Origin of the sequence: Chryseobacterium candidae (assembly GCF_004916905.1) — a bacterium.
Classification (GTDB): Bacteria; Bacteroidota; Bacteroidia; order Flavobacteriales; family Weeksellaceae; genus Chryseobacterium; species Chryseobacterium candidae.
Genome location: NZ_SDLV01000024.1, coordinates 1 through 22,951, shown reverse-complemented (window position 1 = coordinate 22,951; position 22,951 = coordinate 1). Strand labels below are relative to the sequence as shown.

Here is a 22,951-nt window from a genome sequence, read left to right as displayed (position 1 = left end):
AAAGTTTAGCTAATCTGAATAAGAAGAATGCTTTGTCTTTTACACCGCGGAGCTGCATTCTGAAGTTTTTTATTTTCGTATTGAAGGATTAAGGGATCAGGCGCGAAAAAACTTGGTTATTATTTTTCAGCAGTGGCTTTTTTAATACCTTTCTTTGAAGAAACAGTTGACAACCTGTCTGAGCAGTGAAAACCCTTTTAATGAGGGATTAAATGTGTAAATAAGTATACTTTTCTGTCTTATAAATTTTGAGTAACAATTTTTAGAATATAGGCATAAAAAAACCGCTTACAAATCTGTAAAACGGTTTTAATTTTTCATAAAAGTTTATTAAACCTGATATCCAAGCAGCTTTCTGATCTGATAGAAGAATCTTTCAATCAGTCGCAGATCCTGTGTTACAATTTCTGCGCTGCCTCTCAATTCTTTGTCAAATGTAAGTGTCTTGTTGTAGCTTGTTTTTAATCCTTTTGGTAAAATTACATCTACATAATAATTTCCTTTATCATCAGGAATCAGAGATATGTTTTGTACTTTTCCTTCGATGATACCATATTCCTGGAATCGGTAGTTATCCAGTTTAATCAGAACTTTTTCACCCGGAGTTATTTTTCCTGAATTTGTTGTAGGAACAGACATTCTGCCCACTAATTGTTCTTTATTTTCAGGAAGAATAGAAAGGATGGGTTCACCTACCTTTACAAACTGATTTTCACCAAAGAACTGCTGGAAGCTGGCAACACCATCCGTGGATGAGATAACAAGATAGTTCAGTTCCCACTGCTTTAGAGATTTTCGAAGCTGTTCAAGAAGCTGAAGGGTTTGTGAAGAGTAGGTAATTCTGTCTTTTTCTGTATTAATGGCAGTTCCGCTTTTTGTTTTATTCAGATTGGAGATTCCTTCATCCATTTGTGATATGGAGATTTTAATATTCTCAAGATTTTGCTGAGCCTGAAGATATTTGATCTTTTCGTTTTCAAGTTCCATTGCTGAAATAACCCCTTGATTAAATAGTTCCTGAGATCTGTTGAAGTTTTTCTTTGTCAGGTCATATTTTATAGATTCCAGACTTTTCTGCTGTTTCAAAGTAGCAATTCTTATTTTATATTCTGAAATGCTCTGATTGGCGGCCAGGTTTTCAGGAGCGTAAGGCTGTAGTCTTGTAAAAAGAGCTTCATCCTGAAATGCTTTTGCGAAACTGTTATATTCACCCTGCAATTCACCCAGTTTAAATCTTGAAGCCTGGGCAATTGGAAAGGTATATAATTGATCAGGTGTGATTGAGTCTACCAGTTTTTTAAGCTCTAAAATATCTTTATAATTAGCAGCAGACTGCATCACCATGAGAACATCGTTCTTTTTAACTTGCTGATGATCTTTTATAAATATTTTTTCAATTTTGGAGCTGGTTCGAGCTTCTATTTTCTCAGGCGGATTCTGGGAAGTCACAATAATAGGAGCCGGTACAAATTCCGGATATTTTATAATGTAGCTCATGAAGAGAATCAACAGGAGGATAATAAATATTACAGTGTTTCCCCAGCGGATCATCCAATGCGGTGGCTGGGTAAGAATATCCTGTACGCTTTCTGAGCGCAGTTCAATATTGTCTAAAACGTCTTCTTTCATTGTTCTGTAGTAAAATTTCCCTCAATTTTTCAGGGGGAATATAATTTAAATAATTGAAAATTTTCCATCATACCTATTCCAGTGCTGAAATACTTGAGTCAGGAGGTATTTGGGATTTCTCACTATTAATTTTAATTTAAACTTTCAAATTTTGCATATACCATTAACTTCCTAATTCAAGCTGGTTTCTTACAAGTCTGTAATATTCTCCTCTTAAATCCACCAGGTCAGCATGACTTCCTTCTTCTACCACTTTCCCCTGATCCAGTACAATGATTTTATCAGCATGTCTTACCGTAGAAAGCCTGTGGGCAATCACTACTGCTGTTTTGCCTTTAAAGAACTGTTCAAGATTTTCCATAATTACTTTCTCATTGTTGGCATCCAATGCAGAGGTGGCTTCATCAAATAAAATATATTCAGGAGATTTGTAAACTGCTCTTGCAATGAAAAGTCTCTGCTTCTGGCCTCCACTTACTCCAACTCCTTCATTTCCAATCTTCGTATTATAACTTAATGGAAGACTTTCAATAAAATCCTTGATATTGGCGATTTCTACAGCACGTCTCAGTTTTTGTTTATCGATATGATCTTCACCTACAGCAATATTATTGGCAATGGTATCATTGAAAACATATCCTTCCTGCATTACTACACCGCAATGATCTCTCCAGTACCTTGGAGAAATATTTTTCATATTGGTATTTCCGATTCTGATTTCACCCTGGTCAGGATCATAAAATTTCATCAACAGTTTCAATAAAGTGGTTTTTCCACTTCCGCTGGCTCCAACAATAGCTGTTGTCTGCTGATAAGGAATTGTAAGGCTTAAATTTTCAAAAACCGGGACATCAGAACCAATGTATCTGAATGACATATCTTTGATTTCGATATCTTGTTTCGGAACATCTGTGGCATACTGTTCATTTTTATCTTCTTCATCATCTTTATCATGAATTTCTCCTAACCTTTCAAGGGAAATCTTAGCATCCTGAGTCTGCTTGATAAAGTCGATAAGCTGAAGAAGCGGGCTGTTTAACTGTCCAATGATATATTGAACAGAAAGCATCATCCCCAAAGTAAGGTTTCCGCTTAAAACAAGTTTAGCAGAAAGAAAACTCACCAGAATATCTTTCATCTGATTGATAAAGTTTCCTCCCACAGATTGCCATTGTTCTAATGAAAGGGATTTTATCCGGATTTTAAAAAGTTTTACCTGTAGAAATTCCCAGTCCCATCGTTTTTGTTTTTCAGCATTATGCATTTTGATTTCCTGCATACCGTTGATAAGCTCAATTACTTTACTCTGTTCCTGAGATACCTGAGAGAATCTCTTATAGTCAAGTTCTTTTCTTTTTTTCAGGAAAAAACTGATCCAGCCGATATATAATACAGCTCCTACAAGATAAACAATAAAAAGTCTGTAATCATAAAATAATAATACAATACTGAAAATAATAAGATTCACCAGTGAGAATAATGTATTCAGTGAAGAACTGGTAAGAAGCTGTTCAATTCTGTGATGATCATTAATTCTCTGCATAATATCTCCTGTCATCCTGGTATCAAAGAAACTTATCGGAAGTTTCATCAGTTTGATAAAGAAATCGGAGATGATCGAAATATTAATTCTTGCTGAAAGGTGAAGAAGAATCCAGCTTCGGATTGTCTCAATTCCCATTCTTCCCAGAAAAAGCATGATCTGTGCAAGTAAAACCACATAGATAAAATTAATATCCTGGTTCTGGATTCCAACGTCTACAATACTTTGGGTAAGAAAAGGAAATATCAGGGAAAGTAAACTTCCTCCTAAAAGTCCTATAGCAAGCTGTATAACTAGTGTCTTGTACTTGAAAAGATACTTGGAAAGGAATGTAAAGCTGGCCTTACTTTCTTCAGCATCAAACTCTGTCTGGAAGAATGCAGGAGTTGTTTCAAGAATCAGGACAATTCCTTCTTCTGTATTTTCTTTGGCATTTTCTCCAATCCAGGATTTGATGAATTCTTCTCTGGTATAAGTGATCAGTCCATAGCTGGGATCTGAAATATATACTTTGTTGTTTTTGTCGATTTTGTATACAACAACAAAATGATTTTTGTTCCAATGCGCTACACATGGGAAAGGAACTTCTTCTGCGAGGGTATTGAAATCGATCTGGACTCCCATGGACCGGAATCCAAGATTTTCTGCGGCATCGCTAAGGCCAAGAAGGCTGCTTCCTTCACGGGTTGTTTCGGAAAGGTTACGAATCTGCTGCAGGGATATACTTTTACCATAATACTTACTTACGATTCTGAGGCATGTAGGACCACAGTCTTTGGTATCTGGTTGCTTATAAAAAGGAAACTTTTTTTTCAAAACTACTACTCATTATAAAATGCCGTCAATGAATGACGACATTTTTGCTTTAATTCAATTATAATTCAATGAAATGGTAAACTGGAAATAGTCCCATTGATCACCGTTTTTTCTATTCTTTTACATCTTTTCAGATGGTTATTTTGTTTTTCCTAAGATAGTGAAATTTTTAGATGAAGAAGATTTATTTACTAAATCTCATCATCCTCTATTAATTCATCAATAAAGAACGATATATCTTCACGGTCATACTTATCCGGGAACTGATATCCATTGATGATAAAGATAGGAGTAAAGCTTAATCCTGCGTTACTGTTTTCTACAGACATCTCTACCAGCGGATTCAGATTTTCTGAGTTTATTTTTCCGCCGGAAAGGGCATTGATTTTGCTTTCATCCTTAGTCTCAAACCATTCTTCTACAGCATGTAAAAATTCTTTTTCAGGTTTATTATGGTAAATATAAGTTAAATCTGAAATAAGCTGCGTGTATTTTTCAGGAGCTCTGTCCGGGCTGTAATTGAATCTCATCTGCAATGAAATGTCATCAGGATATTTTTCCAGAAGACCTTCCATCAGTTTATGTGCATCTTTACAGAAACCACAATATGGATTGGAAACGATAGAAATACGGAGCTTGGCATCTCTTTTTCCAACGGCGAAAGTTTCAGTATCCTGAAATTCTATTTTTGGATTTTGTTCCATCTGATTTTTGAAAAGTTCATAGTTTCTTTTGAATCTGAGATTTTTTGCATTTGATTTTTGCAGTGCCTCTTTTTGCTCAAGAAGAGTGTTGAAATAAATAACTGCAGAAAATACAAGAGTCCACAGAATGACAGTTAATAAGAGAGTTCCCACACTGAAAGACAGATTCTCAAAAAATAAACTGCTTATTACAATTTGTCCTGCAAGGATTGAAATAATTAAAAGACATACCCTGCAAAATGTTTTTTCTACAAATGCCTGGATATACAGAGAATATCCTATTGCCAGTACGGAAACGAATGTAAAACCTTTTACGATATACGCTGTAGCTGGTAAGAAAAGACCCAATACCGCAAGCCCTGCGAAATAGATCAGAGAAAAATCTGCAAATTTTAACCCTAGAATACTGGTTTTATCCTGTTTTATAATCTTATCACATGAGTTGGCTGTCTGATTTGCTGCTGCACCTCCGCCTCCACATATACTACCGATCACAGTAGAAGTATTTCCGAATTTCTGGTTGAAAATTTCAAGAGAAATATAGACTCCTGCTAATGAAAGAATGTTAAATAGAGCTTCGTAAATGGTTTGGCTAATAAAAGAATAAGCAAGAACAACTGCAAAAATGATATAAAGTACCGGTTTGAAATTGAAAACCAGTTTGCTTTCTGCACTTTCTGTTTTCTCAAACAAAAGCACGAAATCTGTTGACTTATTATAAAGTTCTTCTTTACCAAAGGTCTTTGCTTTTTCTGAATATACTGAATAATTGCTTCCTGACTTTTTTACCAGGGAAAATGAATTTTCAACAATGGCAATAAATTCTTCCGGAAGTTCGTCCCAATATTCTTTGTCTAGTTCGTAAGCATCATTTTTTACTCCCATAAAGTTCAGAGTATCACTAAATGCCAGTGCAGATGGGTAATTGGGATGGGAATTGAACTGGAAGATAAATTCCTGTTTATCGAGTTTTAAATGGTTAATTAGTTTGTCAAAAATCATATTAATATTTTTATCTAAAATACACAGATGTTTTAAATATACAAAAAATATTTTCCTTTATTAGTGAGATATGAACGGGTATTGGTAGATTTTATTTGATCTTCAGTATTTTATTGTATTAGATTTAGAGTTTTACGATGTAGTATAGTACTGATATTAATAATGAGCAGTCTTATCTCATCTCCCAAGTATGAGTTTGTTTGTATTATTACAAGCTGGAACCACCTTTTTTGATGTGAATTACAGATTCTCTTGTTTTGATTTCAATATTATGATATTTGAGAGTTTTCGGGGGTGAAATATATCTTTAGCTTCCTTTTGCGAATTTTGGAATAAAAACAGGTTTAATAGTAGTTAAAAAAATGATGGATACATTTTGATTTTTTGAATTTGAAATTTTAGAAATATCTCATACAATATAGGGGATAACTCTAATTTTTAAAATAGGTAAAACGGGATGGAATTGAAATGTTTTTTATTTAAACAAATGTTTTATTTTTTTAATTTTTCATAGCTTATACGACTTTTAGCCTTGTTTTGAGTGTAGGATACCGCTATTTTGTATGATTTGTGACAAGATAAAATGAACTCAAAAAAACTTAAAAAATCATAAATTTTTCATAAAGTTTTAAAAAAGGATAGAAATGTTTTTGTATTTATAAAATATGTCGTACTTTTACATCGCCTTGAATGAGGGAACAAGTCAAGGTAATAAATTTTTTTTCATCATTTGTGTTTTTAGAATCGTATCGCCTGATACGATTCTTTTTTTATGTTTTTTCGTAATTTAAGAGCAGATCAATAAAGTAAGAATAGGTAACAGAACCTTCTTGCTGATTACTTTTCAGAAACAGATTATTAGTAAACCCAAAGAACTCATCCAGCCATCCCTGATGCTGAAGAACGAAACTTTTTTCATAAGCACGGTCTCTTTTCATGGCAGGGGAATACTGATGAAGGATCTTCTTTACAAAATAAGGATCTTCCTCTGCAATAAATCTTAAAAGACTTTTTAAAGTGAAAAATTCAGTACTGTATCTTAATTCCGGATTGCTGGAATGAATACCTAATAAATACCCTACAAAATTGGCCTCCTGTTCTCTGGCAAAACCCAATTGGTGAGAGCTTTCATGGGCAGTAGTGAAAGGAATGAAACTATGAGGCAATTCAGAGTTATACTGAGCTTCTGCAGTAAAAGGATTATAATATCCGAGAATTCCGGTAAAACTCATTACATTTTTGAAGATACTAGGTTTAATGTTCAGGATCTGAGGAGCTTTTTTATCCGAAATATAAGAAGGAAGCTTTTTCTGTTGATACAGAATTTCCTTTTCAATAGAGGTGAGGTTAGTAATGATAAATACTCCCTTGCTGTCTTCCTGTACAAACTGTCGTGTCGCCTTGCATTTTTCAAGATAAACAAGAGCCAGTTTTCTTGCTTTTTCTACATCCGGTTCTTTCTGGCTCGAAAGTTTTTTAATAATAGGAGTCTGGAAATAGAGCATTCCCCAGAATACCTGATAAATGAAATAAAAGACATTAATGATGATCAGGAGCTTTATCATGGAATTGTTTCTTCGCTGCTTCCTGAATAGAGAAATTAAATAATATAGAAGAAAGCCTCCCAATATAATATAAATCAAATCTCCAATAGAAAAAGGAATCCAGCTGAAAAGTATCTGATGAGCTTCTTTCTGAAGTTCAAAAAAAATTTCAAAAAAAGAAATCATTACTTTGGATTTTGAGAATCCATAAAACAAAAGAAATTGGGCAAGTAATACACCTGCCCAAAATCTCTTTTTCTTATATATGTTTGTTGTTATATTAATGACCATTACCTTTAGATACTTTATCCAGATCAATGCCCTGGGCTTTCAGAATCCCACTTACACGGATCGCATAGAATGCAAGATAAGCAAAACAAATAACTCCTACGATATAACTGAAATGAATATTGGTAATATCCGCAATATAACCCTGTATAAAGCTTACAATACCTCCACCCATAATCATCATAATAAGGTATCCTGAACCCTGGTTGGTGTGCTTTCCAAGTCCGTTGATAGCCAGTGCAAAAATACATGGCCATAGCGTAGAACAGAAAAGACCCACACTCGTAAATGCATACACAGATACCATTCCGGTAGTGAACATCCCGATAACCAATGCTGTAATCCCCGCCAGAGAGAAGATCAGAAGCATTCTTGCCGGGTTTCCTTTACTTAAGATATCACAGATAATCATCGCAATGATGATAAATCCATAAACATAGAAAGGAGAAAGATCGTGGTTCGCAATAGCGTTTACGAATAAAAACAGACAGAACGCAAGATAAGGAGCTAAGAATCTTAATATCTTTTTGAATCCTGCATTTACGTCAAATGCTTCTACAGCACCTGTCCAACGGCCAATCATCATGGAGGCCCAGTATAAAGAGATATAAGGTGCTACATCTTTTGTCTCAAATCCTAGATTTTTTTCCATATAAGCAGGAAGGTTACTCGCTGTGGATACTTCCACTCCTACATAGACGAAAATGGCGATCATTCCCATAACCAATTGAGGATACTGGAAAGCCGAAGTTCTGTGCTCTCCCGGAGTTGTATCATCGGTATTCTCAGTATTCGTTGGGGTTACTGCGGGAAGTGAAGAAAACTTAAGCATTAAAGCCACCAAAGCAAAAGCTGCTCCTAATATAAGGTAAGGTATTTTTACACTTTCTATACTCGCCTCTGTATTGGCGGCACTTGCAGAACCGAAAATAGCAAATGCAACAATAAGCGGTCCAATGGTAGTTCCTAAGTTGTTGATTCCTCCGGCCATTGTTAATCTCTGAGATCCTGTTTCTGTAGGACCTACTTCAATAGCAAGTGGGTTGGCAACAATCTGCTGGAGAGAGAATCCTAAACCTACAATAAATAATCCGGAGATCATTAAAGGGAAAGAATGCATATTGGCGGCAGGATAGAATAATAACGTTCCCAATGCGGAAATCAGAAGCCCCACAATAAGCCCGTTTTTATATCCGATTTTATTAATCAAGTCCTGTTTAAGACTCTTTGATACAAGCATATAAATTAAAGAACCTACAGTATACGCTACATAAAAGCATATCTGTACCAGCATACTTTCCGTTTGGGATAGATTGAAGGCTTTTTGAAAAACAGGGATCAGAATATCATTACTGGCTGCTACAAATCCCCAAAAGAAGAATACAGTAACCAACGGAATGAATTGGGCCCAATTGGTTTGTTTAGAATAATTTGACATATTTATTATAGATTTCACAAACAAATATAGCTATTTCCTTTCAACGGAATACCTGATTAAGGTTTTTTTTATTTTATCATAAGCCTCTGCCTTTAAGTCTTTTGGCGAATCCGTAGGCTCAATGATTCCATTGAAGTATACCTTTACTCTTCCCGGATAGCCTTTTGAGTTTTCAAAAGGGAACATTTCCTTGAGTCCCACAAAGGTATAAACAGCTATAGGAGAATGATGTTTTGAAGACAGCATAAATGCACCGTCCTTAAAATCATCCAGGATAATAGAAGTGTCGTCAGGCACACCGCCTTCAGGAAAAATGGCAATACTGTTGCCTTCCTCCATCTTCTCGGCGCATCTGCGGTATACATCTGCACGGCTTTTTGCACTTGCTCTGTCTACCATTACACATATTCTTTTATATATGGTTCCGAAAATAGGAATCTTCACCAGCTCTTTTTTTCCTACAAAACATATCGGATGGTCCGGAAACAAAATGCATACAAGCATAATATCCATGATGGATGTATGGTTGGAGATAAAAACATAAGGGATATTTTTGTCTTTTTCCTGTTCCGAAAGCTTAATCAGGTCATATCTGAAGCCCATTCCGTAGAACATACCGAAACACCAGACCCTGACTAGTTTATAGCCGTATTTATAATGCTTTTTATTAAAGGATAAAATATAAACCGGAATCCCGATACTTACCGTCAGAAAAAATGCCAACAGCAGCAGCCAGAATCTCCAGAGATAATTTAAAATTTTTGTCACAGCTTAACCGTTAAAAATTACTTTCTTTTTTATCGAATAATTCAGAATGGAAACCAGCAATATTGCTGCAATTTTACTAATCATTTCCGGGCTCAAGGTATAAAAAAATAAATTGATATTATCTTTAAATATGAAGCTGTAAAATATTTGGAAAAAACCTAAGCTGAGTACTGTTGAAAAAAAAGAGACTACCATGAAATAAGCAAACTCTTTTCTCTTGGAATGTTTTCCTCTTTCAAATACAAACCAGATGCTCAGAAAGTAATTGGTAATAATCCCGCAGCTCGTAGAAAAAATGTTACTTAAAGGATAATGTACTCCATAGAAGTTGGTCTCCTTTACAAAGAAGTGCGGAAGATAGGTGCTGAAAATCTTAAAGCTGCCTATTTCTACAATGGCACTCAGCCCTCCTGCAATGATGAAGAACAAAACCTGTTTCTGGCGTAAGAGTATTTCTTTCATTTAATAAGTATAAAACTAAAATCTTTGTACATATCGGGCAGCCTGCCGGGTTGATTTATCTTTCACCAGATAAACATCTTAGAAAATTTCTTCTGTTCATAATGGTTTTGAAATCCCAACAGTTATATAGCTTCACAATATGAATATGCAAATTTATAACTATATGTTAAACACTGAAAAAAGTTGTTAAAATATTTTTTTTAATAAAAAATATGTCTAATTTTAATATTCAGAATGATGTAATTAAGACCTGATAATAAATTCATTTTCAACTCTTTGTGTTGATGGTTTTTCTATCTTGTAGTGCGCGGTTAAGAGCATATACTCCAATTTTTTATGACCCAATTAATAATAATATTTGTATGAAACGTCAAAACAAATACAGAAAATTCCAGCTTCAACAGAAAAATATTGAGGCTCTTGAGAAAGAAAATTCCCGCTTCAAAAGAGTGTATTCAGAATATGAAAATATGTCAAACGAATTGTGGAATCTTGAAAACTCCAATGGAGAAGCAGTACCTGATGATTTTATCAATGCAATGGTATTACAGACTTCCTATCTGGAAGACGAAATAGAAGACTGGCTTTTGCAATTCAACGAAAAAAAAACACAAATCAAACATTAATGATTTTAGACAGCTTCCAGGTTGTTTTTAAACGCTAATTGAAGATAAATTCATAATTTAGCAAGCTTAAATTAAAATCTAAAATATGGTTGCTATTGTAGATAGTGGTTCTACTAAATCGGATTGGGTAATACTTGATGACTTTAAGAAAGTTTTTCTGAAAACAGAAACAATTGGGTTCAATCCGAATTTTATCAACAGAGAACTGATCGCTCCTGAAATACAGAAGAATAGCAATCTGATATCGGTTAAAAATTCAATTACCAAAGTCTTTTTTTATGGTTCAGGATGCGGTGTGAAAAAAAATTGCGAAACCATAGAAGAAGAGCTGAAAAAGGTTTTTGGAAAAGCAGAGATTATAGTAAAGGAAGACCTGATGGCTGCAGCCTATGCAGCGTACAGCGGAAAACCTGCAATCGTGTGCATTCTTGGCACAGGATCTAATTCCTGTTTTTTTGACGGTGAAAATGTAAAGATAGAATTGCCTTCGCTGGGATTCCTGATCGGAGATGAAGGAAGTGGCAGTGCTATCGGAAAGCAGTTGGTACGCAGATACTTTATGAAAAAACTGCCTGCAGATCTTCATAAAGAATTTGAAGCAGATTATCATCTTACCGTTGAAGATGCATTGAAAAACATGTATCATACTCCAAGGCCCAACGCATATCTGGCGAATTTTACCAAATTTGTAATCGAAAGAAAAGACCATCCTTATTTCAAAGACATGGTGTTTGAAGAAATGAAAAGTTTCTTCGAATATCAGGTTCTTCCTTATAAGGAAGCGCATGACGCCGAGATTAATTTTATCGGTTCCATCGCTTATTATTATGAAAATACACTACGTTCTGTAGCTGCAGAACTTAATTTAAATGTGGGACATGTTGTGCAGAAACCAATTGAAAGCTTAGTAGATTACCACATTAAATATATACTTTAACAAAAAACAAAATTTTATGTCAAGTAACAACAATCGTGACGAAAAGAACTTTAGCCAGGCCGCGCTGGATTATCATAAAGCAGAACCCAAAGGAAAAATTGAAGTAATCCCATCAAAGCCACACTCTTCTCAAAGAGATCTGTCATTGGCTTACTCTCCGGGAGTAGCGGTTCCTTGTATGGAAATTCATGATAAGCCGGAAACAGTATATGATTATACGGGAAAAGGAAACCTGGTAGCAGTAATTTCTAACGGTACTGCCGTACTTGGACTGGGAGACATTGGTGCTGAAGCTTCAAAACCGGTAATGGAAGGAAAAGGACTATTATTCAAGATCTTTGCGGATATCAACGTTTTTGATATTGAGATCGATGAAAAAGATCCGGACAAATTTATTGAAATCGTAAAAGGCATTGCTCCTACTTTTGGTGGGATCAATCTTGAAGATATTAAAGCGCCTGAAGCTTTTTATATAGAACAAAGACTGAAAGAGGAATTAAATATTCCTTTGATGCACGATGACCAGCACGGAACAGCCATTATCTCAGCTGCTGCATTGATCAACGCTCTGCAGATTGCCAATAAAGATATTGCCAAAGTGAAAATGGTGGTCAACGGAGCGGGTGCGGCAGCTATTGCATGTACCAAGCTTTATATTTCATTAGGATTGAAAAAAGAAAACGTCCTGATGTGTGACAGTAAAGGAGTAATCAACCATAAGAGAGAAAATCTTACTCCGGAAAAATTAGATTTCATTGCTCAGACAGATATTGAAACATTGGAAGATGCTTTAAAAGGATCTGATGTTTTTGTTGGATTGTCAAAAGGAAACGTGATGACTCCGGAAATGCTGTTGAACATGAACGAAAACCCTATTGTGTTCGCTTTAGCTAACCCTGATCCGGAAATTGCTTATGATCTTGCTCTTGAAACCCGTAAAGATGTGATCATGGCTACAGGAAGAAGTGATTATCCTAATCAGGTAAACAACGTATTAGGATTCCCTTATATTTTCCGTGGTGCGTTAGATGTACAGGCTACCGCAATTAATGAAGAAATGAAACTGGCTGCCGTACACGCCATTGCTGATCTTGCAAAAGAACCGGTGCCGGAAGCTGTAATTTTAGCATACAACGTTCAGAATCTTCAGTTTGGAAGAGAATATTTCATTCCGAAACCATTTGATAACAGACTGATCACAAAAGTATCAAGTGCTGTAGCAAAAGCAGCTATTGAAAGTGGTGTGGCCAGAAAAACCATTACGGATTTTGAAGAATACGAACACCAGCTTTTAGACAGAATGGGTAGAGATGAGAGGTTGGTAAGAATGATGCAGAGCCGTGCGAAATCCAATCCGAAAAGAATTACCCTTGGAAATGCTGAAGAATATAATGTATTGAAAGCAGCTCAGATTCTTTATGAAGAAGGAATTGCCTATCCAAGTCTTTTGGGTGATAAAAAATACATCAAGGCGCAGATGGAGCGTTACGGAATTACCCTGGATGTTCCAATCATTGATCCAAGTGATGACGATCAGAAAGAAAACAGAAAGAAATACAGAGAAACCCTTTGGAAACTTCGTCAGAGAAAAGGAATGAACGAGTACAAAGCAAAAAGATACGTACGCCAGAGAGATTACTTCGGACCTTTGATGCTGAAACATGGTGATACGGATGGGCTGATTATAGGATTCTCTAAAAACTATACTTCCGTTTTACGTCCTGTTTTAGAAGTGATCGAAAAAGATAAAGGAGTAGATAAAGTAGCAGCAATGATGATGATCCTGTCTGAAAAGAAACCTATTTTCTTCGCAGATACTTCCATCAATCAGAATCCTACTGCGGAAGATCTTGTTAATATTGCTAAAATGGCAGAATTTACAGTAAAATCTTTTGCTATTGAACCGAGAATTGCAATGCTTGGATTTGAAAACTTTGCTGCCATTTCTGAAACTTCTAAAAAAGTAGCAAAAGCAGTAAATATCCTTCACGAAAAATTCCCTAAAATGATTGTGGATGGTGAAATTCAGCCGGATTTTGCTATGGACGCAGATCATCTGAGCGATTATCCATTCTCTAAATTGGGAACTACTCCTGCCAATACCTTCATCTTCCCGAATCTGGAAAGTGCCAACCTTTCTTACAAAATTCTGAGAGGAATGAAAGTAGCACAGGTAATCGGACCGATCTTAATGGGACTGAAGCAGCCGGTACATGTACTTCAGATGCGTTCAAGCGTTGATGAGATTGTGAACCTTGCTACTATTGCTGTTCTTGATGCCCAAAGAAGAGAAAAGAAATCGTAATATAGAATGGGCGGCATAACTGGAAACAGTAATCCATCTCTCTTATTTAAAAAATGACACTGTAAACCGTGTTCAGATAGTAAAAAGACTCCATATTTTGGAGTCTTTTGTTTTTCTGTTAATTCCTTGAATTCTTATTTAAAATTTAAGTTAAAAATCATTCCTACATCAAATGAAAACATTAATTAGTTTAAATTGCTATATTTGGGAGTTTTAAAAATTAATAATGATATTTTCTTTACAAGGCACTGTTCAAGAACTTACGCCTACTTACGCTGTTATCAATGTTCAGGGAGTTGGTTACTACGTGGGAATCAGTTTGATGACCTCACAGACGCTGGTTTTGAATCAGCAGACCTTTTTATTTATTCAGCAGATCATTCGTGAAGATGCTCATCTTCTCTTTGGATTTAACACACGTTCAGAAAAAGAAATGTTCAATCTGTTAATAAGCGTTAATGGAGTAGGAGCCGTTTCAGCATTGATTCTGTTGTCAACATTGAGCCTAGATGAGATTGCTTCTGCGATCCTTTCCCGAAACAGTGCATTGATTCAAAAAGCAAAGGGAATTGGTGCAAAAACTGCCGAAAGGATTATCGTAGATCTTAAAGATAAAGTACAGAAATACAGTGATCCAAACGCTAACATTTCTGTGATGGCGGATAATAAAATCAAGGAAGAATCGTTATCTGCATTAGAAGTTTTAGGCATTCCTAAACGAACGAGCGAGAAGATTGCGGATAAAATCATAAAACAAAATCCAAACATCTCGGTAGAAGAATTGGTGAAACAAATCTTAAAAAACATTTAACATTTGGTGGCAAATAGTAAGCATCTTAACATATTTTTGTTCCTGTCTTTCCTGTGTATGTCTGTAAGTGCTTTTGCACAGGCACAGAAAGATACAGCGATCATAAGAAAACAATATGAAGTGGCCGACCCTACGAGGTATGAAGCCTATTACGACATAAAAACCGGGATGTACTATGTATATCCTAAAATTGGAAATACCATCACAGGTCCTCCTACAGCCATGTCTCCGGAAGATTATAAAGAATATATGCTCGCCAGCCAGACAAAAGCTTATTATAAGGAGAAATCCGATAAATATAATCTTCTCTTCAGAAAAGACAAATCTGATGCAAGGAAGAAGGGGCTAATTCCTTCATTGTTAATTAATAACAAACTTTTTGAGACGATTTTCGGAGGCAACAAAATTGAAATTATCCCTTCAGGATACGCATCGCTGGATTTTGCAGGACTTTACCAGAAAATAGATAACCCAATGATCCTGCCTCAGAACAGGACCAGTTTTACCTTTGATATCGATCAGAGAATTCAGCTTGGATTATTAGGGAAAGTAGGGGAAAATCTTCAGTTAAAAGCCAATTATGATACCCAGAGCGGCTTTGCTTTTGAAAACAGAATGAACCTTGTATGGCAGGCCAAAGGAAGCTGGAAAGATCTTCAGAGTAAAGGTCTTGGAGATGTAGATAAACCCAACGAAGGAGGAGAAGATAAAATCATCAAAAGAGTTGAATTTGGTAATGTAAATATGCCGCTTTCAACCAACCTTATCCGTGGTTCACAATCACTGTTCGGGGTAAAAACAGAATTCCAGTTAGGAAAAACATTTGGAACGGTAGTCCTTTCCCAGCAACAGGGAGAGGCTCGTAATATTGTAGTACAGGGAGGTGGTGTGATGAACAATTTTAAAATCAATGCCATTGACTATGAAGAAAACCAGCACTTTTTTATAGGACATTATTTCCTGAACAAATATGATGATGCCCTGCTTAATTATCCGCAGATCAATTCCACGATCAATATTACCAGAATGGAAGTCTGGGTATTGGATCAGGGAAACAGTAACCTGGCTTACCAGAAAAGTATCATCGGGATCAGGGATCTGGGCGAAGGCCCTGGCGGAGTAACGCTGCCGGATAACTCACTGAACGGATTATATGATGAAGTATCAAAAGTAGCCGGAACAAGAGAAGCAGGTAAGAACTATGGAACTATTTTCCAGGGTCAGGTGCTTCCTGGAGATCCCGTTCCTTACGATAACGGAGAACAATTCATTTACAATACAAAAGCCAGAAAGCTGAACAGTAATGAATTTACCTTCCAGCCGCAGTTGGGATATATTTCATTAAATCAGAAACTGAATGACCAGCAGCTTTTAGCCGTTTCCTACTCTTATACGGTTAACGGCAGTAATAAAGTATACAAAGTAGGAGAATTTTCTGAAGAAAGCCCTGTACTGGTCACCAAGGTATTGAGAGTAAATAATAAAGTGAACACTCAGTCTCCGATGTGGGATCTGATGATGAAGAATATCTATTCTATGGATGCAGGACAGGTATCTCCGGATGGCTTTATCCTTAACGTATATTACCGAGATCCAAAAACTGGAGGTAAGGTAAATTATCTTCCGGACACTTCTGTAAAAGATCAGAATTTACTGAAGTTATTTAACTGGGACCGTCTGAATATGAACGGCGATATACAGAATAATAAAGACGGAAGCAAAGGAGATGGTATTTTCGACTTTGTTAATGGGATTACTATCAGACCTGAAACAGGAAGAGTTATCTTTACCAAAGTGCAGCCTTTCGGTAAGTATCTGGAGTCAAAATTAGGGACAAGTGATCCTCAATATGTTTTTCAGGATCTTTATACCAAACAAAAACTACAAGCGTCCGCCAGTAACCTTTCACAGAGGTATACCATGGAAGGCCGTTATAAAGGTGTTCAGGGTCAGGGTATATCTTTAGGTGCAGTAAACGTTCCTCAGGGATCAGTAAAAGTAGCTGCAAATGGAGTACAGCTTACAGAAGGTGTAGACTATACGGTAGACTATATGCTTGGTACAGTTACGATCATTAATGAAAATGTAAAACAGTCCGGACAGGCAATCAATATTTCACTGGAAAACCAATTGACATTTAATACCCAAAGAAAAAGATTCTTAGGATTAAATTTAGAAAGAAGATTTAGTGAAAACTTTATCTTAGGAGGAACGGTGATCAATTACTCAGAATCTCCATTAACTCAGAAAGTAAACTTCGGGCAGGAAGCGGTAAACAATACCATGGCAGGGATCAACCTGATGTACAACAATCAGGCTCCTTATCTGACAAGACTTACCAATAAACTTCCGATGGTAAAAACCGAAGCTCCATCCAACTTAAACTTCAAGATGGAAGCGGCATACTTATTACCTGGCTTGAATAAAGGGACAAATAATCAGTCTTACATTGATGATTTTGAACAAACCACTTCTAAAATATCATTAAAAGAACCGGCAGCGTGGAGCCTTGCTTCAAAACCGGAAAAAAATAAATTACCGCCATTTAACACAGTACCTGGTAATGATGATCTAACAAGCGGATATGGAAGAGGACTATTAACATGGTATAATATTGACCCTAGATTCTGGGGTGTCGGAGGAAAAGCACCTGCAGGAATTACACCGCAGTCTGTATCCAATCACGCTTCCAGAAGAGTACAATATTCGGAGATTTATAATAACAGAGATTTCGTAGCAGGAGAACAAACTTTCACCAATACTTTTGATATCTCTTATTTCCCTAAAGAAAAAGGACCTTATAATGTTAACCCTTTAACAGAGCAGGCGCAAAGCAGATGGGCGGGAATTATGAGATCAATCAGCGTTCCGAACTTTGTTACTTCAAACATTGAATACGTTGAATTCTGGATGATGGATCCTTACGCAGATGGTAAAACCCTGGGTACTGATCCAAAACTTTTACTTCACTTAGGAAACGTTTCAGAAGATGTATTGAAAGATGGAAAAATGCAGTATGAAAACGGGCTTCCAACGCCAGGTACACCATCTTCTACAACCAACTCAAACTGGGGAGTACAGCCAAAACAGCCGCCAATCTTATATGCATTCTCTACAGAAGGAGAGGATAGAAAAGTACAGGATGCCGGATATGATGGTCTTACTTCTGATCAGGAAGCGATGAGATTCGGAAATACATTTGTAAACCCGGTAACCAATATTGCTGACCCTGCAGTGGATGACTTCGTATTCTATCTTTCTGATAAATTTACAGGAAGTCAGGCTGCTTCAGTGGTGGAACGTTATAAATATTTCAGAAACCCTGAAGGAAACTCAGAAGCAAACTCTCTGAATGTAGCTTCGCAAACTCCGGATGCTGAAGATATCAACAAAGATTACAACCTGGATCAGACTGAAAACTATAACCAATATGTTATAAAGCTTGACCAGCCAAGTTTGTCACTTGGGTCAAATAATATTGTAGATGTAAAAACAGTAAAAGCAACATTCCAGAACGGACAGTCTGCAGATGTTAAATGGTACCTGTTTAGAATCCCTGTGGCGAATTATGATAAAGCTGAAGGGACAGCGGATCCATCTGTATTGAATAATGTAAGATTTGCAAGATTAATGCTGGCAGGATTTGATCAGACCTCTACGTTGAGATTCGGAACAATGGATCTTGTAAGATCAGACTGGAGAAAATATACCAGCAAAATTGCCAGTGCAAATGTTCCAAATTCCGATGAAGGAACGGGAACTGTAACAGATCCTAATTTTGAAATAGGAAGTGTAAATATTGAAGAAAATGCATTGAACCAGCCTCCATATGTATTGCCTCCGGGAATTGACAGACAGGTATTGAGTGGAAATGCAGGAGCGCAGAGACAGAATGAGGCGTCACTTTACATGAAAGTGAAAGAGCTTAAAACTGAGGCAAGAGGAGTATTCAAAAATACAACATTGGATATGAGAAGGTACAAAAAGCTGAAGCTGTTTGTACACGCTCATGATCCGGAAAACAGAGATCTGAATGTAGGATCGTATGATCCTAAGACAAAATTCTTTATTCGTTTTGGAAGTGATGCCACTGATAACTATTATGAATATGAATCTACAATGAAGCTTACTTCTACAACTGCTACAGCTCCTATGGAGATCTGGCCAATGGAAAATGAGGTCGATTTTGATGTTCAGAACTTTGTAGATGCTAAAATCAGAAGAGACAAATCTGGTGTTGCAATCACGAATAGAACAATGGATCTTGTCTATCAGGAACCTTATAAAAATATTTATATTAAAGGGAGACCAAGTTTAGGAAATATTACCACCATTATGATTGGGGTAAGGAATGCAGATCCAAGAACAAGCTCTACCATAACAAGAGTTCTTTGGGTAAACGAAATCCGTCTTTCTGAAATTGAGAATGATGGAGGATATGCAGGTAATGCCAGCTTAAACTTTAACATGGGAGACCTTGCAACAGTAAATGCCAATGCTTCTTATACATCAGTTGGTTTCGGGAATATCGATTCAAAGCCTGCAGAAAGAACACAGTCTACTCAATCCGCATTCAGTATCAATACTGCGATCAATGTAGATAAATTCCTTCCGGAAAAAACAGGGGTGAAAATTCCTTTAAACTATTCTTACTCGCAGACGATTGAAGATCCAAAGTATAATCCTCTGGATACCGACGTAGAATTCAATAAGGCTCCAAACAAAGATCAGTTGAAAAAAGTAGCGAGAACGTATACTCAACAAAGAAGTATAGGAGTGGTTAACATGCACAAAGAAAGAGTAAATCCAAATAAAAAGCCTAAGTTTTATGATATTGAAAACGTTTCAGTAACGGCAGTATATAACGATGACTATTTCAGAGATATCTATACCAAGAGAAATTACAGACAATATCTGAGAGGGTATATTGATTATAACTACACCTTTAAACCGTGGGTACTTAAGCCTTTCAACAAGATGATCAGTGATACGGCGAAATCGACAAAGTATCTGAGATGGGTGAAGGAATTCAATATTAATCCAATTCCTACAAGAATCTCTTTCAGAACTGAAATCGACAGAAACTACAACGAGCTTGAGTTCAGAAATGTGGAAGCAATCCTGAATGGTGACATGAATAATAATTTTGATGCCATCAGAAACAGAACCTTCTTCTTTGGATGGCAGTACGGTTTAGGTTTTAATTTCACAAAATCATTAAAACTGGAGATCAATTCTGCAACCAGAACGCTGAATGACAATCTGGATGTCAATTCGATGGACAGTAAGTCGATCTTCGGAAATGTATTCAGAGCAGGAAGACCGGTATTGTACAACCACAGAGCGCAGCTGAATTATAAACTGCCGTTCCAGTATCTGCCTTATCTGGATTTCATTGATGCTGAAATAGGATACGGATTTACTTATAACTGGGCAGCAAGATCTACTTCATTGACTGGATTTTTTGACCCTAACAAGAATCAAACAACAAGTTTAGGATCTGTGGGGCAGAATACCAATGTGATTCAGGCAACAGCTTCAGCAGATCTTCCTAAGTTTTTTGGGCAGTTTAGCTATTTCAAGAATATAAATGCCAAACTTCAGAAACGCAAACAGGAGATGGACTCTCTGAATAATGTGTATGCCAAACAGTGGGAGAAAAACAGATACAGATATAAGAAATATAAATTTAAGAATAAGCTTACTCCACTTCAAAGTGCTGCATTCTTCTTAACTTCTTTCAAACAGTTAAACGTAAGTTATAACGAAACGAATGGAACAGTACTTCCGGGACTAATATCAGCTCCAAACTGGTATGGATCTGGACAGACACTGGGTGGCCCAACTCTAGGATTCCTTTTAGGATCACAGGCTGACATCAGAAGAACAGTAATGGAAAACGGATGGGTTAGTGATTCTAAATACATGACAGATCCTTATGTAAGAATGTCGACCAAAGAATTGAGAGCCGACCTACAGGTGATGCCAATGAACGATTTAAGAGTAGATCTTAATGTGTTGCATACCTTTAACAGTAACTTCTCACATACAGGGTTCAACTATACCAATGGCGGAGTTCCTGATACTGATTTTACATTTGCTAGTGAGATGACAACGTATTCCAATACGACGATGCTTCTTAGCACATCATTTAAAGATGGGCAGGCCGTTTACCAGGCTATCAGAGAAAATGCGAGAGCTCTTTCTCAACAACTGGGAGATCCGGGAGCAGTATTGGATAACAACGGATTTGCTAAGCACTACAGCATTGGAAATGCCTATGTATTGATCCCTGCCTTTAGAGCAGCGATGGAAGGAAAATCTGTAACACCGATGACTAATCCTAAAAAAGCCGGATTCCCGTTACCAAACTGGAGAATTACCTATTCAGGATTAAAAAATATTCCGATCATCAGCGGGCAGTTCTCGAAGTTTGATATTTTACATGCCTATACAGCGACCTACACGGCTACAGGTATTCAAAGCAATGTAGATTACCATGGCAACCCGAATGGATATTATCAGACGGTGGACAATGCAGGTAATGTGATCAAAGATGGAGGGGATAAGATTAACCCATATACATTCGCACAGGTTGGATATGTAGAATCATTCTCACCGCTTATCGGGATAGATGTTACCATGAGAAACAATATGCAGTTCGGGATACAGTATAACAAAACCAGAATGATGGTACTGGGATTAGTCAACCAGACGCTTACCGAAGATGCCAATACAGAATATGTAGTAAGGCTTGGATATATTGTCCGAAACTTCAGATTAGGAACAGCCAATATCCGGGGAAGAGGAACAAGAGGAAAAGGAAGTGACCTTAACATCAGAGGAGATATTTCATTAAGAGACAGTAAAACATCTATTATGAATATCCTGCTGAATGATGCACAGGTTACCGGAGGACAAAGATTGATGAACATTAAACTTTCAGCAGACTACAATGTTTCCGAGAATCTGAATCTGAGAGTGTTCTACGAACAGATGACCTCAAAATACAAGATCTCCACAGCATTCCCGCTGTCTACAGTAAGAGCAGGTATTTCAGCCACATTTACATTCGGAGATTCCGGAGGTGGATTCTAAAAATAATACAAACATAAAAGTCCTTCAGTTTTGAAGGACTTTTTTTATATCCGATATTTGAAGCTACTATATTTTTGAATACATTTGTACAAAATAAAAATTTAAAAATGAATACACCATCAGAATTAAAGTACACGAAAGATCACGAATGGATCAAGATCGAAGGTAATGTAGCTACAATCGGTATTACAGACTTCGCACAAGGAGAACTTGGAGACATCGTTTACGTTGATGTAGATACTGTAGATGATGATCTTAATGGAGGAGACGTTTTCGGAAGTGTAGAAGCAGTAAAAACTGTTTCGGATCTGTTCTTACCTATCGCAGGAAAGGTTATCGAGTTTAATTCAGAATTAGAAGATCAGCCTGAACTGTTAAATACAGATCCTTATGGAGACGGATGGATCATCAAATTGGAAATTGCTGATGGGGCAGACCAGTCAGAATTACTTTCTGCGGATGATTACAAAGCGATCATTGGATAAGATTTCAAAAATATTTAGTAAGATACTGCCCATTTATTGGGCATTTCTTACTTATATGCTTCTCAAACCAGGAGAAGAGAATCATGAATACTGGTTCATGTTCAGCGGTATTGACAAGGTATTGCATCTTAGTATATTTGCAGCCTTGGGTTTCTCTTTCATTGCCGCATTTCCCAAAATAAAATTCTCATACTTTTTTCAGATCATCCTTCTCTATGCGTTCCTTACCGAAATCCTGCAGGAAGAAATGGGATTGGGCAGATCTATGGAAACACTGGATATCGTAGCAGATACCATTGGATGCTTATTAGGATACTATACCTATAAGTTATTAATCAAACGTTTCTTTTAAAGCACCTTTCAACACTCTTACTATTTCCTATTTCTTTTTTTATTCTTCCATCACCAGGCGTCTTACCCTCTTTTATCTTCAACCCTTTCACTCTCTTACTCTCCAACTTTTTTTGGGGGATCTTTTTCCTGCTCTCCATTCCT

At 36.6% G+C, this 22,951-nt stretch carries 14 protein-coding genes; 7 read left to right on the top strand and 7 right to left on the bottom strand.

What is annotated here, in order from left to right; all coding sequences use genetic code 11:
* Positions 1 to 330: 330 nt before the first annotated feature.
* From EK417_RS12020 to EK417_RS11990, 7 genes are all read right to left on the bottom strand, one after another.
* Positions 331 to 1,629: an HlyD family secretion protein gene (locus tag EK417_RS12020; RefSeq protein WP_110368081.1), complete on the bottom strand. Its 1,299-nt coding sequence runs from the start codon at positions 1,627 to 1,629 to the stop codon at positions 331 to 333.
* A 163-nt stretch (positions 1,630 to 1,792) separates the two neighbouring features.
* Entirely contained in the window at positions 1,793 to 3,988 is a 2,196-nt protein-coding gene (locus EK417_RS12015) for a peptidase domain-containing ABC transporter (protein ID WP_076596841.1), read from the bottom strand.
* A gap of 191 nt (positions 3,989 to 4,179) precedes the next feature.
* Entirely contained in the window at positions 4,180 to 5,694 is a 1,515-nt protein-coding gene (locus EK417_RS12010; protein ID WP_076596840.1) for a thioredoxin domain-containing protein, read from the bottom strand.
* Between the two features lie 770 nt (positions 5,695 to 6,464).
* On the bottom strand, positions 6,465 to 7,424 hold the full coding sequence (locus EK417_RS12005; RefSeq protein WP_317129505.1) for a DUF3810 domain-containing protein: 960 nt from the start codon (positions 7,422 to 7,424) through the stop codon (positions 6,465 to 6,467).
* A gap of 94 nt (positions 7,425 to 7,518) precedes the next feature.
* The gene (locus EK417_RS12000) at positions 7,519 to 8,964 is read right to left on the bottom strand and encodes an MFS transporter (RefSeq protein WP_076596838.1); all 1,446 of its coding nucleotides are present in this window, start codon (positions 8,962 to 8,964) and stop codon (positions 7,519 to 7,521) included.
* 30 nt (positions 8,965 to 8,994) lie between these two features.
* The gene (locus EK417_RS11995) at positions 8,995 to 9,732 is read right to left on the bottom strand and encodes a lysophospholipid acyltransferase family protein (protein WP_110368085.1); all 738 of its coding nucleotides are present in this window, start codon (positions 9,730 to 9,732) and stop codon (positions 8,995 to 8,997) included.
* Positions 9,733 to 9,735: 3 nt separating this feature from the next.
* A complete protein-coding gene (locus EK417_RS11990; RefSeq protein WP_076596837.1) occupies positions 9,736 to 10,194 on the bottom strand; it encodes a GtrA family protein in 459 nt (152 codons plus the stop codon).
* Between the two features lie 362 nt (positions 10,195 to 10,556).
* Here EK417_RS11990 and EK417_RS11985 point away from each other — a divergent pair, with 362 nt between their 5' ends.
* The 7 genes from EK417_RS11985 (at position 10,557) to EK417_RS11955 (ending at position 22,808) form a co-directional block, all read left to right on the top strand.
* Complete coding sequence (locus tag EK417_RS11985) at positions 10,557 to 10,820, top strand: hypothetical protein (protein WP_076596836.1); 264 nt, start codon at positions 10,557 to 10,559, stop codon at positions 10,818 to 10,820.
* Between the two features lie 85 nt (positions 10,821 to 10,905).
* Positions 10,906 to 11,757, top strand: a complete 852-nt coding sequence (locus tag EK417_RS11980) for an ATPase (RefSeq protein ID WP_076596835.1) — start codon at positions 10,906 to 10,908, stop codon at positions 11,755 to 11,757.
* A gap of 16 nt (positions 11,758 to 11,773) precedes the next feature.
* The gene (locus EK417_RS11975) at positions 11,774 to 14,062 is read left to right on the top strand and encodes an NADP-dependent malic enzyme (protein ID WP_076596834.1); all 2,289 of its coding nucleotides are present in this window, start codon (positions 11,774 to 11,776) and stop codon (positions 14,060 to 14,062) included.
* A 226-nt stretch (positions 14,063 to 14,288) separates the two neighbouring features.
* The gene (gene ruvA, locus EK417_RS11970; RefSeq protein WP_076596833.1) at positions 14,289 to 14,873 is read left to right on the top strand and encodes a Holliday junction branch migration protein RuvA; all 585 of its coding nucleotides are present in this window, start codon (positions 14,289 to 14,291) and stop codon (positions 14,871 to 14,873) included.
* A gap of 57 nt (positions 14,874 to 14,930) precedes the next feature.
* Positions 14,931 to 21,971, top strand: coding sequence for a T9SS outer membrane translocon Sov/SprA (gene sov, locus EK417_RS11965; RefSeq protein ID WP_136522282.1), 7,041 nt, complete (start codon positions 14,931 to 14,933; stop codon positions 21,969 to 21,971).
* A gap of 107 nt (positions 21,972 to 22,078) precedes the next feature.
* Positions 22,079 to 22,456, top strand: a complete 378-nt coding sequence (gene gcvH / locus EK417_RS11960) for a glycine cleavage system protein GcvH (protein WP_034695881.1) — start codon at positions 22,079 to 22,081, stop codon at positions 22,454 to 22,456.
* 25 nt (positions 22,457 to 22,481) lie between these two features.
* Positions 22,482 to 22,808 (top strand): VanZ family protein, encoded by a 327-nt coding sequence (locus EK417_RS11955; RefSeq protein ID WP_076596928.1) that lies wholly within the window; start codon positions 22,482 to 22,484, stop codon positions 22,806 to 22,808.
* The last annotated feature ends 143 nt before the right edge of the window (positions 22,809 to 22,951 follow it).

What these genes read in the sequence shown, in the direction of transcription:
- sov (WP_136522282.1), top strand. Translation starts at nt 14,931, where the DNA reads ATGTCTGTAAGTGCTTTTGCACAGGCACAGAAAGATACAGCGATCATA.
- EK417_RS11985 (WP_076596836.1), top strand. Translation starts at nt 10,557, where the DNA reads ATGAAACGTCAAAACAAATACAGAAAATTCCAGCTTCAACAGAAAAAT.
- EK417_RS11980 (WP_076596835.1), top strand. Translation starts at nt 10,906, where the DNA reads ATGGTTGCTATTGTAGATAGTGGTTCTACTAAATCGGATTGGGTAATA.
- EK417_RS12005 (WP_317129505.1), bottom strand. Translation starts at nt 7,424, where the DNA reads ATGATTTCTTTTTTTGAAATTTTTTTTGAACTTCAGAAAGAAGCTCAT.
- EK417_RS11975 (WP_076596834.1), top strand. Translation starts at nt 11,774, where the DNA reads ATGTCAAGTAACAACAATCGTGACGAAAAGAACTTTAGCCAGGCCGCG.
- ruvA (WP_076596833.1), top strand. Translation starts at nt 14,289, where the DNA reads ATGATATTTTCTTTACAAGGCACTGTTCAAGAACTTACGCCTACTTAC.
- EK417_RS11990 (WP_076596837.1), bottom strand. Translation starts at nt 10,194, where the DNA reads ATGAAAGAAATACTCTTACGCCAGAAACAGGTTTTGTTCTTCATCATT.
- gcvH (WP_034695881.1), top strand. Translation starts at nt 22,079, where the DNA reads ATGAATACACCATCAGAATTAAAGTACACGAAAGATCACGAATGGATC.
- EK417_RS12010 (WP_076596840.1), bottom strand. Translation starts at nt 5,694, where the DNA reads ATGATTTTTGACAAACTAATTAACCATTTAAAACTCGATAAACAGGAA.
- EK417_RS12020 (WP_110368081.1), bottom strand. Translation starts at nt 1,629, where the DNA reads ATGAAAGAAGACGTTTTAGACAATATTGAACTGCGCTCAGAAAGCGTA.
- EK417_RS12000 (WP_076596838.1), bottom strand. Translation starts at nt 8,964, where the DNA reads ATGTCAAATTATTCTAAACAAACCAATTGGGCCCAATTCATTCCGTTG.